The organism is Telluria sp. ZT3P25, from assembly GCF_059685895.1.
In genome coordinates, this window is the sequence record NZ_JCASIJ010000001.1 from 670,676 (window position 1) to 687,712 (window position 17,037).

Here is a 17,037-nt window from a genome sequence, read left to right on the forward strand (position 1 = left end):
GCCTTACTGGTCAGCCAGATCGGCGGCGGTCGTGAACGCGTCGGCGAAGAATTCGTCCTCGGGCAGGCCGCACAGCGCCACGTAATCGCGGCGCGCCGAATCGACCATGAGCGGCGCGCCGCAGGCATACACCTGGTGGCCTGAGAGGTCGATGATGTCCTGCACGACGGCGGCGTGCACATAGCCGGTGCGGCCCGTCCAGGCATCCTCTGGCAGCGCATCCGATATCACCGGCACGTAGGTGAAGTCGGGCAGCGTGGTTTCCCAGGCGCGGCACAGTTCGTCCATGTACAGGTCGTGCGGGCGGCGACCGCCCCAGTACAGCGTGACCTTGCGCGTGGACTTCAGGTGCATCAGGTGCTCGACCAGCGCCTTGACCGGTGCGAAGCCGGTGCCGGACGCCAGCAGCACGATCGGCTTGTCGGAATCTTCGCGCAGGAAGAACGTGCCGAGCGGGCCTTCGAAGCGCAGGATGTCGCGCTCTTTCATGGCGCCGAACACGTGGTCGGTGAACAGGCCGCCGGGCAGGTGGCGGATGTGCAGTTCCAGCGGGCCCTCGAACGACGGCGCATTGGCAATCGAATACGCGCGGCGCTTGCCGTCCTTGAGCAGAAATTCGATGTACTGGCCGGCGCGGTAGGCCAGCAATTCGTTGGCCGGCAATTGCAGGTTGACGATGGCGACGTCCGGCGCGGCCTTGCGGATGCCGGCGACGCGGGTGGGCATCTTGCGCAGCGGGTAATCCGAGCTGCCGCCCACTTCGCGCGCCTCGATCACCAGGTCGGCCGCCGGCATCGCGCAGCAGAACAGCGCCATGCCGGCGGTCTTTTCGATGTCGGAGAGCGCGCGCTGCTGGTACGGCTTGTGCTCGATGGCGCCATCGAGCACTTTGCCCTTGCACGAGCCGCAAGCGCCGTTCTTGCAGCCATATGGCAGGCCGATGCCGGCGCGGATCGCGGCGGCTAACACGGTTTCATCGGCTTCGCAGCCGAACTGGCTGCCGCTGGGCTGGACGGTGATCTGGAAGGTCATGCGAATGGAGAGGTTGGGGCGCGAACGCGGGTGGTTGATGGGGTGCGCCGGCGTGCGGCGAGAGGCCGTCATTCTACACCGGCCCTTGTTTTACCGGGCGCGCCCTGTGCTACAGTTGCCGCCTCCACGACCCCGCGATTCTTTCATGACCATGCCATCCCGCCCCGCTTTTGCCCGTCCGCGCCTGTTGATCATCGGCTGCGGCGACGTCGGCATGCGCCTGCTGCCACTGCTGGCCGGGCGCTTCCGCGTGTTTGCACTGACCAGCCAGCCGGAGCGCTGCGCAGAATTGCGCGCGGCCGGCGCGGTGCCGGTCGTCGCCGACCTCGACCAGCCCGCCACGCTGGCGCGCCTGCATAATCTGGCGCCGTGGGTGCTGCACCTGGCCCCGCCCCAGCCCGATGGCGATACCGACCGCCGCACGCGGCACCTGGTAGCGGCGCTGGGCGACGTGCGCCGCATCGTGTACGTGAGTACCAGTGGGGTGTACGGCGATTGCGGCGGGGCGCTGGTGAAAGAGTACCGGCCGGTGGCGCCGAAGAACGGGCGCGCCCGGCGCCGCGTCGACGCCGAGCGTATCCTGCGCGCGTGGGCACTGATGGCCGGCGCGACGCTGTCGATCCTGCGTGTGCCCGGCATCTACGCCGCCGACCGCCTGCCGCTGCGCCGCCTGGAACAGGGCACGCCCGCGCTGCGATTTGAGGACGATGTGTACACCAACCATATCCACGCCGATGACCTGGCGCGCATCGTGCTGCAGTCGTTGACACGCGGCCGGTCCGGGCGGGTCTATCACGCGGTTGACGACACGCGCATGAAGATGGCCGATTACTTCGACGCCGTGGCCGACGCCTTCGGCATGCCGCGCTCGCCGCGGCTGCCGCGCGCCGAACTGGCGCAGCTGGTCTCGCCCGTGCTGCTGTCGTACATGTCCGAATCGCGCCAGCTCGACAACACACGCTTGCGGCGCGAACTGCGCGTGCGCCTGCAGTACCCGGACGTCGCCACGGCGCTGGCGCGCCTGCGCGGTTGATCCGGGCGGCCGCCAGGCCCTCTGACGCCTGCTTAAGCGCGCTTGCCGGGCGACGCGCAGAACGCGATCTTGCTGGTCATGATGGCCGGCAAGCCCGGCGAAGCGCAGAAGGCGCTGTCCGCGCCCTTGCTGGCGGGCTTGCCTGGATAAGCGCAGAAGGCGGTGGCACTCTCTGCAACTGCTGGCTTGCCCGGGGAGGCGCAGAACGCGGTCGCGCCGGCCGGCTTGCCTGGCGACGCGCAGAACGCAGCGTCGCCCTTGACCATGACACCGAACTCGGCTTCGTACAGCGCGCGCATGCGCTCGCCCGCCTGGACATGCTCGCCTTCGGTGCCGGCGGCGATGCCGACATATGGATAGTGATGCAGGAAGAAGCCGAACGCGGCTTCGCAATCGCGCGCGTACTTCATGGTGTCGAGAATGTGATAGTGCCAGAAGGTGTCGACATCGACGGTTGGCGACGCGCCGGCATCCGGGTACTTTTTCATCAGGAACAGGAAGCGCCGGTACTCGGTCTCGACGGCGTTGGTGCGCGTTTCGGACCAGCCTTCGCCGGACGCCGCGTGCATCAGTTTCATCTTGATCGGGTTCAGGTCAAGCGCCTCGAAAGCAGCGTATTCGGTATGGGTCGACATCGTGTTCACCTCGTCTTGGGTTGTGGATGGATCGGGACATGCGGCCGCTGTCACAGTGTCGGTGTGGGGTATTTCCGTGACGCATTACCGGAAAATTCCGGTGGTGTTGACCTGTGACAGACACAGCCATTGTCGTGCGGTAGGTCAGCTCAGCAGTTGCGCTGGATCAAACTCCGGGAGAATGGCCGAGCACGCGGGAGGGCGGCAGCGCCACCCGTTGAACGAAAAGGGCTGGGTCAGGCGGCGACGGGCGCGATTGGGGCGCTGTCGGTGCGCAGGCCGGGCGTGTACGCGTCACCCGGTACGTCGGCCACCGGGATGCTGACCACGATCGTGGTGCCGCCGCTGCCGCTGCTGTTGATCGAGAACGAGCCGCCCAGGATGGCGACGCGTTCCTCGATGCCCACCAGGCCAAACGAGCCGTGGCGGTTGCGGCTGCCCGGCTGCAGGCCGACGCCGTTGTCGCGGATCGTCATGGTGAGCATGCCGGCATGCTGGTGCAGCGTGATGCCGACCTCGGTGGCACGCGCATGGCGCGCCACGTTGTTGAGCGACTCCTGCAGGATGCGGAAGAACGCGGTGGCGCTGTTGTCGTCGATGCGGTGCTCGCCATCGTCGTCCACCAGCTCGCAGGTGATGCCGGTGCGGCGCGCAAAATCGGCCACCTGCCAGTCGACAGCTGCCGACAGCCCCAGGTCGAGCACGTTCGGCCGCAGGTCGTTGATGATCTGGCGCACGCTGCGGATCGTGACGTCGATCTGGCGTACCGTGGCCGCAGCGCGCGCGTGCAGGCGCTGCTGCGCGCCACGGGTGCGGTTGGCCAGCAGTTCGGCCTCGATCTTCAGCGCCAGCAGATTCTGCGCCAGGTCGTCATGGATTTCGCGCGCAATGCGCTTGCGCTCGCCTTCCTTGATCTGCTCGGCGTGGGCGGCCAGCAGGCGCAGTTTTTCATGGCTGGCCTGCAGCTTGGTTTGCGAAGCACGCAGTTCGCGCGTCATTTCCTCGGCCATGCGCAGCGCGTTGCGGCGCGACGAGGCCAGCGTCTGGAACAGCGCGTAGAGCAGGGCGGTGCTCATGCCGGCCGCAAGCGCCGCCAGCCATGGGTAATACAGATCGAAACGCGTGTACATGGCGGATTTTGGAATGCTGAAGTCGGCGCGCCAGACGCGCTGGTTGAACTCGACCGGCAGGCTGGCCGCGAAGATCGCATCGTCGGCCTGTGGCGGGGCCGGGTTGGGTTGCGTGCGCGTGGCCAGGCTGTCGTACAGCACGGCGCGTGGCGGCGCCTCGCCCGGTTCGGGCGCCAGCGCGGTCAGCTCGGTCAGCACGAGGCGCACGCCCTGGACCGGGAATTCATCGAGCACCCCGGCCACCAATGGCGAAATGCCGAAGCCGAGACCGGCCGAGCCGACATAGGCCAGGCGCCGTTCCTCCACGCTGTTGTTGGGCAGGTCGCTGCGGTAGACCGGCAGGCGCAGCGCCAGCGCACTCTGGTTGGGCCCGGGCCGCAAGGCGATGCGGGTGCCCGAGGCGCTCGAGCTGCCGGTATCGCGCGACACGGCCAGCGAGCGCCGCGTCGTGCCACGCGCTTCCAGGTCCAGGCCCAGCCGGTCGAGCAGGTTCGGCGGCAGCGGTTCCATGTAGACCAGCACCGTGTAGGTGTCGCGATCCGGCGCCGTCAGCAAGGGGGTATGCACGACGCCGCGCCGCGCCAGGCGCTTTTGCAATTCGTCGTTCAGTGCCGGCAAGCCGTCGGCGCGTACGGCACGCGCGTAGTTGATATTGACGATCCCGGGGAAGTGGCGCTTGATGTCGAGTTCACCGACATACTGGTGGAACTGGGCCGCGCTGGTATCGGGTGCGGCCCGGAACAGGCCGGCAACCCCGCGCAGCACGTCGCTGTAGCTCTTCACGCGCGCGTCGATCATGGTCTGGGCGGCGCGCGCCATGGCGCGAAAGCGTGTCTGCGCATCGCTCTCGATCGCCTGCGACGTGGCGACGTAGCCGCCGGCCCCGAACGCCAGCGACAGCACGACGCCGGCGAGCATGGCGGCGGGAATCACGGTCCCGGGTTGGCGGTCTGGATGCATGGTCGATCTCACGAACGTGAGGCCCGTTGTAGTCGTGCGCGCGGATGATGGTTCCACGCTAAGCATTGTTGGCCTGCACCGTAGCTAGCAGGTTTACTAGGTTCCGCAATCTGCCACCCCTTTGATGCGGGAACGGCGCCCGGCTCGTTGCGAGCGGGGCGCCGTAAAATAACCAGGACGAGGTTGGTCTAGTTGAAGCTCAGCCCGTTGTTGCTGGCGTTACTGACTTTCTTGCCCTTCAGGTCGACCGTGAAATGGTCGCTCGGCTTGGCCGAACCCAGGCCCTTGAGGATCGCGAAGACGCCCTTGAACTGCTGCTGGAACGGCACGTGCACCGGGTTCTGGTCGGACGGCTTGTCGCCGATGCGCACGATCGCCGCTGGCGTCGCCGGGAATGCCGCCATCAAGACCTTGTACTGGTTCACGCGCGCCTGGCCCATGTCGCGCAGGGCCAGTTCGCCCGCGTACACGGTGCGGTGGAAGTCGCCGTAGAAGGCGTACGGAGTGAGGTTCGCAAAGTCGTCCAGGCGCAGGCCGGCGGCCGTGGCCAGGCGTTCGGCGCGCACGGTGGCGTCCTGCCAGTCGGTGGCCAGCGTCGAGGCGGCAACCGTGGTGCTCGCCGGTGTGCCGGGGGCTGCGCACGCGGCGGTCAAGGGCAGCACGCCGGGCGCATCCTTCAGTTGCGCCAGCGTGACCTTGGTCTGCAACTGCGACAGGATCAGCATGTGCTTGCCGTTTAGCGCCATCGCCGCTTCTTTCATCTCGCACGGCCAGTATTCATCCATGAAGCGCAGGCGCGACAGTTCGCCGAAGTACTGGTGCGTGAATTCGCCGTACGAACGGGTGTCGAGGATGCTGCGGTCCCAGCGCTTGGCGACATCGGCGACCACCGAGCTGCCCTTGAGGTAATCGTTCTCGACCACGTAATGCGGGAACAGTTCGGCAAAGCGCGGCACCGTCGACAGCGGCATGGTCTGGACGTCGATCGTCTCGGCATCCTTGTAGGTGACGACCTTGTAGGCGGCGCCATACACGGCCAGCGACGGCGACTGCACATTGACGAGGTAGTTGCCGCTGCCGTCGGTGTGGTCGTTGGTGCCGTTGAAGTGCATGTGACCGCCCACGTGCAGGCGCAGGCCCGTGGCCGCCACGGCGTTGGCGACGCTTGCGTCCGGCACGCGCGCCGTCTGGAACGCGCCCGATTTGAACACGTCTTTCATCGCCTGCGTCTGGTTGGCGTAGAAGTCCATGGTCGGATAGTGCGAGAAGGCCATCAGCTGCTTGCCTTCGGCCTTGGCACGGGCGGCGACCGACTTGATGTACTCCATCAGGAACATCTTGTGGGTGATCACCTTGTTCCAGCCGGCGTTACCCGCGCCGTCGAAGCCTTTGAAGCTGGTCGGGTTGGCCGGGTCGAACTTCGCGTTCGGCACGAACACGTTGGCGTCGATCGACAGCAGCCACAGGCCCTTGACCGGCTCGACCAGGTATGTCGTGTCGATCAGCTTGGTACATTTGGTGAAGGCTTTGCCCAGCTTGGCTTCGCCTGCCGCCTTGTAGGCGCCGCCCGAACCTTCGGCGCAGATTTCGAATTCACGGCTCTTGCCGCTCGACTGCGCCAGCGCCGCGTCATACGTGTATTTGCCGGCGTCGTACTTGCTGAACGGGGTTTCCCACAGCAGGTCGGCCTTGTTCGGCATGAAGCCGAATTCGCCCATCTTGACCATCAGGCGTTCGGTGCCTTGTTCCATGACCTGGTCGGTGCAGATCACCGTCGGGTCCTTGGCCAGGCACGCCGGATTGCCGGTGGCGTAGATTTTCTGTTCCTTGCCGTCCTTGGTCAGAAAGTCGTTCTTGCCCGCTTCGTTGTCATCGAACGGCTCGACGGGATCATGGTTGCCGGGCGCGATGAAAAAGCGCATGCCCTTGGCCTGGTACTGCTTCATGATCTCGGCGATGCCGTCGACGTTCATCGGCTGGGCGTCGTCGGTATAGTCGCCCGGCAGCGCGACGACGCGAATGCCCTTGGCATAGGCGTCGTCGAGCGCAGCGTAGAAGGCGAAGTAATTTTCGTTGAACAGGCGCGTGGAGGTCAGCTGCGCATACATCGTGCGGATGGTTGCGTTCTTGCCGTCCTTGGTCGGAATGCCCGCGAACTGGCTGCTCTTGAAGTCGCCGTAGACATTCTGGAAATGAACGTCGCTCATGAAGGCGACGGCAGTGCTCACCGGCACTGGTGCCGGGACCGGGGCCGGCGTTTGCACCGGCGGCGTGACGGCAACAGGGGAGTCGCTGTCGCCAGGACTGCAGCCTGCCAGCACGGCCAGCAGGGAAAGCGCTGCGCAGGCGGCAGCGCGGTGAGACATTGGACGGGTCATGCAATTACTCCGGTCATCAAGATGCCCGGAGGATGACATCGTTGCATGACCGGATGGTTACATGACAGGTGGATTACTTGCCCCAGCTGTCCTTGAGGGTTGTGACCCGGTTGAAGACCGGCTTGCCCGGCGTCGAATCGACGCGGTCGGCCACGAAGTAACCGTGGCGCTCGAACTGGAAGCGCTGGTCGCCCACGGCATCCTTCAGGCCCGGCTCCAGGTACGCCGTGATCGTCTCGAGCGCATTCGGATTGAGCACCGTCTTGAAGTCCTTGCCGCCGGCGTCCGGCTGCGGATCCAGGAACAGGCGGTCGTACAGGCGCACTTCGGCTTCCAGTGCGCTGGCCGCGCTGACCCACGTGATGTTGCCCTTGACCTTGTAGTTGTCCGCGCCCGGCGTGCCCGACTTCGAATCCTCGAAGTATTTCACGTGCACGGCCGTGACGTTGCCGTCGGCATCCTTGTCGAAGCCCGTGCACTCGACCACGTAGCCATATTTCAGGCGCACGCGGCTGCCCGGCAGGTCGCCCTGCGGCGGCGTGAAGCGGAAGTAACCCTTGACCGGCGTTTCCATGAAGTCTTCCTGCTCGATCCACAGTTCGCGCGTGAACGGGAAGGTGCGCTTGCCCATCTCCGGATGGTGCGGGTGCACGGGCGAGCTGCACTCGTGCGACTCGCCTTCGGGGAAGTTGTCGACGATGAGTTTCAATGGGCGCAGCACGGCAATCGCGCGCGGCGCCTTTGGGTCCAGATCATCACGCAGTGCGCCTTCGAGCGTGCTCATGTCGATCCAGCCGTCGGCCTTCGACACGCCGATGCGTTCGCAGAACAGCTGCAGCGATTCGGGCGTGTAGCCACGGCGGCGCAGGCCGACGATGGTCGGCATGCGCGGATCGTCCCAGCCGGTGACGGTGCCGTCGTCGACCAGCGCGCGCAGCTTGCGCTTGGAGGTCACGACATAGGTCAGGTTCAGGCGCGCGAATTCGTACTGGCGCGGCACGGGCTTCCTGAAGAAGCCGCCCTCGGCCAGCGTCTCGACCAGCCAGTCATAGAACGGGCGGTGATCCTGGAATTCCAGCGTGCACAGCGAGTGCGTGATGTTTTCGATCGCATCCGAGATCGGGTGCGTGTAGTCGTACATCGGGTAGATGCACCAGGCGTCGCCCGTGCGGTGGTGGTGCGCATGGCGGATGCGGTACAGGGCCGGATCGCGGTTCGTCATGATCGGCGAGGACATCGCGTCTTCGCTCATCTTGGCGCGCAGGATGTGCTCGCCGTCCTTGTACTTGCCGGCTTTCATGTCGCGGAACAGCTGCAGCGATTCTTCGGTCGGGCGGTCGCGGAAGCGCGAATTGGTGCCCAGCGTGCCGAAATTGCCGCGGTTCTTCGCCATCTCTTCGGCGCTCTGGCTGTCGACGTAGGCTTTCCCGTTCTGGATCAGGTACTCGGCCATCGCGTACAGCTGGTCGAAGTAGTCGCTGGCGTAGTACAGGTGCTCCTGGCCGTTCTGCTGCCACGAGAAACCGAGCCACTTGACGCTGTCGATGATCGTGTCGACGTATTCCTGGTCTTCCTTCTCGGGATTGGTGTCGTCGAAACGCAGGTGGCACAGGCCGCCGTAGTCGCGCGTCAGGCCAAAGTTCAGGCAGATCGATTTGGCGTGGCCGATGTGCAGGTAGCCGTTCGGCTCGGGCGGGAAGCGCGTGATCACGGGCGGCAGGCCCTCACGGGCATGCGTGCCGGCGGCCAGGTCGGATTCGACGATGGCACGCACAAAGTTCGACGACGGTGCGTTGCCCGGCGCCGGGGAATTCTTGTCGTTGCTCATGAGATAGTTCTGGGAGGGTAAGGTGTCGGGCATTTTACCGTAGACAGCGGCCCTGTAGCATGCCCTCGTCGTTACCCTGCCTGCTGCCACCGCCATCCCGCAAAAGCGGGCACCCGCGCCCCGTCGAACCTTTTCTATAGGATAATCTCTCTTTAAACCGTGATTCATTGCCAGACGGCTGACGCCGGGAGAGTTTCTGTTGGAAAATTTATATGCGATCCTCGGCGTGGCCCCGAATGCCACCGACGACGAGATCAAGAAGGTCTACCGCTCGCTGGCCATGCGCTATCACCCGGACCGCAACCAGGCGCCGGGCGCCGAGGCGCGCTTCAAGGCCGTGAGCAAGGCCTATGAGATCCTCTCTGACCGCGCCAGGCGCGACGAATACAACCAGAGCGTGAACCACCGCATCGTGCTCGACGCCGAAGCCGAAGCCTTCGAGCTGTGGCGCTCGCTGTTCGCCCTGAACGGCGTCAACCTGCCCGCGCACTGACGCCCTGGCCGCGCATGCGGCCCGCCATACACATCTACAGGACACATTATGAAAAACGTACATCCCGAATTCTCTTTCCAGTCGCGTGAACTGGAAGGCCAGATCGAGGGCACCCTGGGCGACCCGCCGAACCGCAAAAACTACGACATGATGGTGAACGCGCTGGTGTCCGAATACGCCGACGGCGGCGGTATCGACGACGTCAACATGATGGCCTTCGCGCTGGTCGACAAGATCCGCTTTCTGGACGCCAAGGGCCTGATGGGCGAAGCACTGGACTACGCCGACGGCGACCCGGCCAAGGTGTTCGCCATGGCCGAATGCACGGGCGACGATGGCGCCAGGATGTACGAAGCAATGACGACCAACTTCCCGGAGCTGGCGCGCCAGGCGATCATCACCGCATTCCTGTTCAAGAACCAGAACCGCTGGGACGATGAAGACCAGTCGCTCGAGCAGCTGGGCCGCAACGACGATGGCGACGATGTCGATGAAGACGGCGAAGCGACCGACGACTTCAGCGGCCTGTTCGACGAAGGAGACCGCGATGAGCGATGATACCGGCAGCAAGAACGAACACCTGCCAGCCTTGACGCAGCAGGTGGGTGACCTGGTGCTGGCCGGCTCGCTCGACCACGCCGAAGAGGTGTTCTCGAAAGCGGCCGACGAGCACGGCGACTACGCCGTGGCACAGGTGCTGAGCGACCTGCCACCGCAGGTGACGGCGCTGCACCTGGCCGGCTTTGACGGCGGCAAGACGTCGCTGGCCACGATGCTGGTGCCGCCCAAGGCCTGGGCCGACAGCCTGGCCTACATCGCTGCGACCTGGCCCGACAACCTGATCGAGGACGATCCCGAGCGCATTGCCGAAAACCTGTTCAACCACGTTCATGGCGTGGTGTATGCGCAGGACGATGAAGAGCGCCGCAACGAGCTGCTCGAAGCGGCGTCCGCCACCGACCATGGCGCGACGATCTTCGCGATCATGTGGTCGCTGGCCCCGCGCGAAATCCTCGAAGTGGCGGGCGAAATCCTGTCGAAGGGGCGTTACGTGAGCGGCCAGACGAGCGCCGACAGCGACATCGTGCCGCTGGCGGTCGACCTGGCCAAGGCCAGCGAAGATGGCTGGGAGCGTTCGCTACTGGAGCTGTTCCCGGAGTTCCGCCACAGCGCCGAGATGGCCGAGATCGAGCTGCCGGACGATCCGGACGAAGAGTCCGAATTCATGCAGCGCTCGACCCGCGACCTGTTGCTGCGTCTGCGCAAGCAGGTGCCGTCGGTGCGCAGCATGCCGCGCCGCAGCCCGCGCCGCAGCCTGGGCTCGGACATCTTTTCGTGACGGCAGGTCCCAGCATGTTGCCTGCCATTGTCATTGAAAAGCCGCCCCGGCTGATCCGCGCGATCCGGCTGCTGCCGGTCGACGCCACGCCCGATGAAGCGGCGATCCTGGCCGATGAATTGTCCGGGATCACCGCCATGGTGGCCGAAAAGTTCACCAACGACCGTACCGCCGAAGGCATCGGGCGCGCGCTGCTGTTGACGGTCGGCGGCATCTCGCTGGGTCTCGAGCACCTGATCCAGACCGAGGAAGAGGGCGACCTCGATGCGCTCGACATCCTGATCGGGGAGGGCGCCGAGCACGCGTTCCAGGCCGGCTTTCGCCTGATCCGCGAGCTGGCCGCGCTGCCCGAGGACAGCCTGGTGAGCGAATACGACCTGGACCCGATCTATGCGCAGCGGCGCCTGAAAGAACTGTTCGTCGACATCTGCACCGCCGATCCGGGCGAATCGTGGTCGGGCTACGAGCGCTATCTGGGCCAGGTGCGCCAGCGCCAGGAAGTCCAGGCGGTCGTCAAGGCCGCCGAGTGGCTGCGCAAGCACCATTATGAGGGCGCGGTCGTCGATCCGGACCTGAATGCCGAAGGCGTGATCGCGATGGCGATCATTTTCGCGGCCGAAGGCGGCGCGCGCATTACGGCGCGCACCGGCCAGCGCGAGTTCGAACGCTTCGTCAAGGCAGTGCGCAAGCACAATCCCGATTTCGAGGCCGGCTGGGCCGAGCTGATGGCGCGTGTGCCGCCGGCGCACCAGCCAGTCATCGCTGCGCGCATCGCGACCTACCGCGCCAGTTGCACGGTGCTGCAACTGATTGGCACGACGGCGACGATGAAGCAGCTGTTTGCCGAAATGGAAAACTACGCCGGGTCGGAGCTCGATCCCGAGTACCCGTGAAGGCTGGCCGGTGACCACGTCAGGCGTGCGCATTGCCGCCGGCAGCGTGGCGTTCCGGCGTATCAACCGCGCGATGGCGTTTGGCGGCTTTTCCACCTTTGCGCTGCTGTATTGCGTGCAGCCGCTGATGCCGCTGCTGGGCCGCGATTTCGGGCTGTCCCCGGCGCAGAGCAGCCTGGTGCTGTCGGTGGCAACGGCCATGCTGGCCCTCGCACTGCTGGGCTCCAGCAACGTTGCCGAGCGCTTTGGGCGTAAAAAAGTCATGGTCGGCTCGATGCTCAGCGGCGCCGTGCTGACGCTGGGCTGCGCGTTTGCGTCCGATTACATTCACCTGGTGGCGCTGCGCGCCTGCATGGGCCTGATGCTGGGCGGCTTGCCGGCCGTGGCGATGGCCTATCTGGGTGACGAGATCGAACCGACATCCCTTGGCCTGTCGATGGGCATGTACATCAGCGGCAGCGCTTTTGGCGGCATGACGGGGCGGGTGTTATCGGCTTTCATCAGCGATTTCGCCTCGTGGCGCATCGCGCTCGGCGTGCTGGGCGCGGCCGGGCTGTACGCGGCGTGGGAATTCTCGCGCAGCCTGCCGGCCTCGCGCCATGGTGCGACGCTGCCGGCGCGCGGCCCCGGCTTCATCGCCGGTGTGCGCATTCACTTGCGCGATCCTGGGCTGCCGTGGCTGTTCGCGCTGTCGTTTCTGCTGATGGGCGCCTTCATCACGCTGTACAACTACATCGGTTACCGGTTGCTGGGCGCGCCATTCAACCTGCGACCAAGCGCTGTCGGGCTGCTGTCGCTGCTGTACCTGCTGGGCATTGTCAGTTCGATGTGGGCCGGCAAGCTGGCCGACCGGCTGGGGCGGCGCAATGTGCTGTGGCTCATGATGGGATTGATGATCGCCGGCTTGCTGATCACGCTGGCCGATTCACTGGTCGCGATCGTGCTGGGCGTGGGCCTGGCGACATTCGGCTTCTTTGCGTCGCATTCAGTGGCCAGCAGCTGGGTCGGGCGGCGCGCACGGGCGCCACAGGCACTGGCCTCGGGCATCTACCTGTTCTTCTATTACCTGGGGTCGAGCGTGGTGGGCTGGTCGGGCGGGTATGTCTACGAGCACTGGGGCTGGACCGGTGTCGTGAGCTTGCTGGCGGGGTTGCTGGGAGTGGGCTTGGGGATTGCGCTGCATCTGCGGCGGCTGGCACCGTTGCCGATTAACTACTAGCGGAAGCAAAAACAGGGCGACTAACGGGGCGACTAACGCAGCAACTACGGGGCAATACCGGTGCGGTGCGACGCGTGAAAAGCGGCGCACAAGTAAAAACGCCACGCTGCGAAGCGTGGCGTTATGCGATCAGCGGCGTGCTGCGCGGTTTTGCGGGCGCGGTGCGCCGTTGGTTTTGCCAAGGTGACGGAAGGTGATCCGGCCCTTGCTCAGGTCGTACGGCGACAGTTCGAGACTGACCTGATCGCCGGCGATGATGCGGATGTGGTTCTTGCGCATCTTGCCCGAGGTATAAGCGATCAGCTTGTGGCCGTTTTCGCAGTCGATACGATAACGCGAGTCCGGCAGCACTTCAGCCACGACGCCATTCATTTCGATGAGTTCTTCTTTTGCCATGATGGAGCTCCTGTAAATTTTAATATTGGGTAATCACACCAGCCTGGCGCGCGGCGCACGGGCTGGCGGATGATGCGGCCCGCATGAAGCAGGCGGTGTCAGGATGGGAATAATATTGACTTCGCTGGGTGTTGCGGCCCGTGTGCCATCTCGTGCCGTGGCGTCGCGCTTCGCGCGAATCATTTGTCCACAGGAACACGATATGGGGACGGTAGTAGAATTTTCCAGTGGCAATCTCGTGTTGTCATTCCTGAAACTTTGTAATCGTGGAGGAGTGATCGATGCATACAAGCGATAGTGTAGCACGGTTGCCGGTCTGCGGTTCATGCACAGCCTTAATGACGATATAATCTGCCCAACTTCCGTTGCAAAAAGCAACGTCTTTCACCAGGTCTTCCGCGTGCCGCCACTGCCCACGCGTGCTCCGGCCGACTTCCCTGGGCTGCTTTCATGAACGACCGCGTTTCCGACAACATGCCGGGCCGTATTTCCACCGGTATCTCCGGTCTCGACGACATTCTGGGTGGCGGCTTGACGCCGCAACGCGTGTACCTCGTCGAAGGCTCCCCCGGTGCCGGCAAGACCACGCTTGGTCTGCAGTTCCTGCTCGACGGGCTGGCCCGTGGTGAGGCAGGCCTGTATGTCACCCTGTCCGAAACTGCCGATGAGCTTGTTGCGGTAGGTCAAAGTCATGGATGGGACCTGGGCGCGCTGTCGATCTACGAGCTGGCAGGGGAAGACGATCTTGATGTCGATGCGCAACAGTCCGTCTTTCACCCCTCCGAAATCGAGCTGGGCGAAACCACGCGCAAGGTGATGGACCGGGTCGACGAACTGCGTCCGGTGCGCGTGGTGTTCGACAGCCTGTCCGAAATGCGCCTGCTGGCCCAGAATCCGCTGCGTTACCGCCGCCAGATTCTCGCGCTCAAGCAATTTTTTACCGCGCGTGACTGCACCGTGTTGCTGCTCGACGACAAGACCAGCCAGTCCGATCAGCATCTGCACAGCATTGCGCACGGCGTCATCAGCCTGGAACAGATTGCCCGCGACTACGGCAAGGAGCGGCGCCGCGTCAATATCATCAAGATGCGCGGCATCCGCTTTCGCGGGGGTTTCCATGACTATGCGCTCGATACGGGCGGCATCACGATGTACCCGCGCCTGGTGGCCGCCGAACACGTGCGCGACTTCGTGCCGATGGTCGGCTCGAGCGGCTCCGACGGCTTCGACGCGCTGCTGGGCGGCGGCCTGATTCGCGGTACCAACACCTTGATCGTCGGGCCGTCCGGCATCGGCAAGACCACGCTGTCCACGCGCTGCCTGCTGGCTGCGCTCGAGCGTGGCGAAAAGGCCGCGTATTACCTGTTCGACGAGGGCCTGGGCACCTTCTTTGCCCGCAGCACGCAACTGGGGCTGGACCTGCGGCCTTACCTGGCCACTGGCCAGCTCACGATGTGCCACTTCGATCCGGCCGAACTCTCGCCCGGGGAATTCGCGCAACTGCTGCGCGACGCTGTCGAACGCGAAAGCACGCGCTTCATGGTGATCGACAGCCTGAACGCCTACCTGCAGGCGATGCCGGGCGAACAGTTCCTGACGCTGCAGATGCACGAACTGCTGTCGTACCTGAACCAGCAGGGCGTGACGACCGTGATGATCCTGGGCCAGCACGGCCTGATGGCCGAGGCCCGCACCGACATCGACTTGAGCTACCTGAGCGACAGCACGGTGCTGATGCGCTTTTTTGAAGCCAGCGGCAATGTGCGGCGCGCCATCAGTGTGATCAAGAGCCGCACCACGCAGCACGCGCAGACGATCCACGAACTGCAGCTGGGCGAGGGCGGGGTGCGCATCGGCGCGCCGCTCGTCGGTTTCGAGGGTGTGCTGACCGGTATCCCCAACTACCGCGGCGCCACGCCCATGATGGAACCGGTTGCAGATGCCGGGCGCTAGCCAGCCGCGCAGCGCGCACGAAGAGCGCATCCTGATCTTCGCGCCGCGCGGGCGCGATGCCGACGTCATGGCGTCGGTGCTGCAGCGCGATGGCCTCGAGTGCAAGGCCTTCACCGACTTCGCCCAGCTGGGCGCGGCGATCGCAGAAGGCGCCGGCGCGGCCATCCTGGCCGAAGAAGCGCTGCAGAACGTCGATGTCAGGGCCCTGCATGCCTGGCTCGAGGCGCAGGCGCCATGGTCCGACTTTCCGTTCATCGTGTTGCTGGCCAAGGCAATCGGCCTGCAGCAGGGCGCGGCCCGCGAGCGCCTGGGCGACTACGGTAACGTAATCCTGCTCGAACGCCCGCTCAATGCGCAGACGCTGCGCAGCGCCAGTATCTCGGCCCTGCGCGCGCGCCGCCGCCAGTACCAGGCGCGCGACGTGCTGGCCGACCGCGAGCGCACGGCGCAAAGCCTGCACGACAGCCGGCAGGAACTCGTCGCCCTGAACGAAACGCTGGAATCGCGCATCGACGAGCGCACGCGCGCGCTGGCCCAGGCCAACGACCGCCTGATGAACGAGATCATCGAGCGCGAACGCGTGCAGCAGGCGATGGCGCAATACCAGAAGATGGAAGCGGTCGGGCGCCTGACCGGCGGCATCGCGCACGACTTCAACAACCTGCTCAATGTGATCCAGGGCAGCATGGACCTGATCCTGTTGATGTCGAAGGACGACGTGGCCAAGGGCCGCGCCGAGATCGCGCGCCGCGCCTGCCAGCGCGGCGGCAAGCTCACGAGCCAGTTGCTGGCGTTCGCGCGCAACCAGAGCCTCGACCTGCGCGAGACCGATATCGGCCTGTTGTTCGATGGCGTGCGCGAACTGGTGGCCAGCTCCGTCGGTTCGGCGATCCGGCTGCGCTTTGCCGTCGACCAGGATTGCACGGCGGTGCTGGCCGACGGCAACCAGATGGAGATGGCCTTGCTGAACCTGGCCATCAATGCCCGTGACGCGATGCCGGCCGGGGGCGAGCTGGTGTTCTCGGCCGGCATGTCGGCGCCGCCGGCGGGCCTGCTGGCCGACGGCGACTACGTGCGCATCGCCGTGACCGACAGCGGCGAAGGCATGGCGCCGGAACTGGTGGGCAAGGTGTTCGAGCCATTCTTCACGACCAAAGGCGTCAAGGGCACCGGGCTGGGCCTGAGCCAGGTGTACGGCATGGCGCAGCAATCGGGCGGCGCGGCGCGCATCGTCAGCGAGCAGGGCGTGGGCACCACGGTGGAGATCTGGCTGCGCGCCGCCACCAATCTGGACGAAGCCGAGCCGGCGCCGGTGGCGCAGATGCCGGTGGCGAGCCAGCCGGCGCGCATCCTGATCGTGGAAGACGACGACTTCGTACGCGCCTCTATGGTCTCGTCACTCGAAGCGCTCGGCCACAAAGTGACGCAGGCGGCCGACGGCGAAGCGGGCCTCGCAGCCCTGCAACGGGCGCGGCCGGACCTCCTGATTACGGACTACCTGATGCCCGGCATGACGGGCGCCGACCTGATGGTGCGCACGCGCGCCATGTTCCCGGGCCTGCCGATGATCATTGCCACCGGCTACGCCGACATGAAGGCGATCGAGCAGGTGATCGGCGACGACATCGTGCTGCGCAAACCGTTCCAGCTGGCCGAACTCGCAGTGAGTGTCGGCCAGGCCCTTGACCGCCAGCGCCAGCGCGACAGCGCGGCACTCGTATGAATGCACTGCCACTTTCCAACGGACG

General features: G+C 65.3%; 14 protein-coding genes. 8 read left to right on the forward strand and 6 right to left on the reverse strand.

Features of this window, described 5'->3' with window-relative positions; all coding sequences use genetic code 11:
* Positions 1-3 precede the first annotated feature (3 nt).
* Entirely contained in the window at positions 4-1,032 is a 1,029-nt protein-coding gene (locus tag AC56LY_RS02960; RefSeq protein WP_499581930.1) for a CDP-6-deoxy-delta-3,4-glucoseen reductase, read from the reverse strand.
* 151 nt (positions 1,033-1,183) lie between these two features.
* On the opposite strand from AC56LY_RS02960, the gene AC56LY_RS02965 reads away from it, so the two are divergent.
* Positions 1,184-2,065, forward strand: coding sequence for an NAD(P)H-binding protein (locus AC56LY_RS02965; protein WP_499581932.1), 882 nt, complete (start codon positions 1,184-1,186; stop codon positions 2,063-2,065).
* 32 nt (positions 2,066-2,097) lie between these two features.
* Here AC56LY_RS02965 and AC56LY_RS02970 read toward each other — a convergent pair whose 3' ends face one another.
* The 4 genes from AC56LY_RS02970 to AC56LY_RS02985 form a co-directional block, all read right to left on the reverse strand.
* Positions 2,098-2,700: a glycine-rich domain-containing protein gene (locus tag AC56LY_RS02970; protein WP_499576478.1), complete on the reverse strand. Its 603-nt coding sequence runs from the start codon at positions 2,698-2,700 to the stop codon at positions 2,098-2,100.
* Between the two features lie 236 nt (positions 2,701-2,936).
* The gene (locus AC56LY_RS02975; protein WP_499576480.1) at positions 2,937-4,790 is read right to left on the reverse strand and encodes a sensor histidine kinase; all 1,854 of its coding nucleotides are present in this window, start codon (positions 4,788-4,790) and stop codon (positions 2,937-2,939) included.
* Between the two features lie 188 nt (positions 4,791-4,978).
* A complete protein-coding gene (locus tag AC56LY_RS02980; RefSeq protein ID WP_499576482.1) occupies positions 4,979-7,168 on the reverse strand; it encodes a metallophosphoesterase in 2,190 nt (729 codons plus the stop codon).
* Positions 7,169-7,241: 73 nt separating this feature from the next.
* On the reverse strand, positions 7,242-8,996 hold the full coding sequence (locus AC56LY_RS02985) for a glutamine--tRNA ligase/YqeY domain fusion protein (protein ID WP_499576486.1): 1,755 nt from the start codon (positions 8,994-8,996) through the stop codon (positions 7,242-7,244).
* A gap of 199 nt (positions 8,997-9,195) precedes the next feature.
* Between AC56LY_RS02985 and AC56LY_RS02990 the strand changes: the two genes are divergently transcribed.
* From AC56LY_RS02990 to AC56LY_RS03010, 5 genes are read left to right on the forward strand one after another with little or no spacing between them, the layout of a single operon-like run.
* A complete protein-coding gene (locus tag AC56LY_RS02990) occupies positions 9,196-9,489 on the forward strand; it encodes a DnaJ domain-containing protein (protein WP_499576489.1) in 294 nt (97 codons plus the stop codon).
* Between the two features lie 48 nt (positions 9,490-9,537).
* Complete coding sequence (locus tag AC56LY_RS02995; protein WP_499576491.1) at positions 9,538-10,047, forward strand: hypothetical protein; 510 nt, start codon at positions 9,538-9,540, stop codon at positions 10,045-10,047.
* Positions 10,037-10,828, forward strand: coding sequence for a hypothetical protein (locus AC56LY_RS03000; protein ID WP_183549872.1), 792 nt, complete (start codon positions 10,037-10,039; stop codon positions 10,826-10,828). The genes AC56LY_RS02995 and AC56LY_RS03000 overlap by 11 nt, the downstream gene beginning before the upstream one ends.
* A 14-nt stretch (positions 10,829-10,842) precedes the next feature.
* Complete coding sequence (locus AC56LY_RS03005; RefSeq protein ID WP_183549875.1) at positions 10,843-11,721, forward strand: hypothetical protein; 879 nt, start codon at positions 10,843-10,845, stop codon at positions 11,719-11,721.
* Positions 11,722-11,731: 10 nt separating this feature from the next.
* On the forward strand, positions 11,732-12,940 hold the full coding sequence (locus AC56LY_RS03010) for an MFS transporter (RefSeq protein WP_499576494.1): 1,209 nt from the start codon (positions 11,732-11,734) through the stop codon (positions 12,938-12,940).
* A gap of 129 nt (positions 12,941-13,069) precedes the next feature.
* Here AC56LY_RS03010 and infA read toward each other — a convergent pair whose 3' ends face one another.
* Positions 13,070-13,336, reverse strand: coding sequence for a translation initiation factor IF-1 (gene infA / locus AC56LY_RS03015; RefSeq protein WP_482897817.1), 267 nt, complete (start codon positions 13,334-13,336; stop codon positions 13,070-13,072).
* 450 nt (positions 13,337-13,786) lie between these two features.
* Between infA and AC56LY_RS03020 the strand changes: the two genes are divergently transcribed.
* Positions 13,787-15,289: an ATPase domain-containing protein gene (locus AC56LY_RS03020; RefSeq protein ID WP_499576497.1), complete on the forward strand. Its 1,503-nt coding sequence runs from the start codon at positions 13,787-13,789 to the stop codon at positions 15,287-15,289.
* On the forward strand, positions 15,276-17,012 hold the full coding sequence (locus tag AC56LY_RS03025; RefSeq protein ID WP_499576501.1) for a response regulator: 1,737 nt from the start codon (positions 15,276-15,278) through the stop codon (positions 17,010-17,012). The genes AC56LY_RS03020 and AC56LY_RS03025 overlap by 14 nt, the downstream gene beginning before the upstream one ends.
* Positions 17,013-17,037 lie beyond the last annotated feature (25 nt).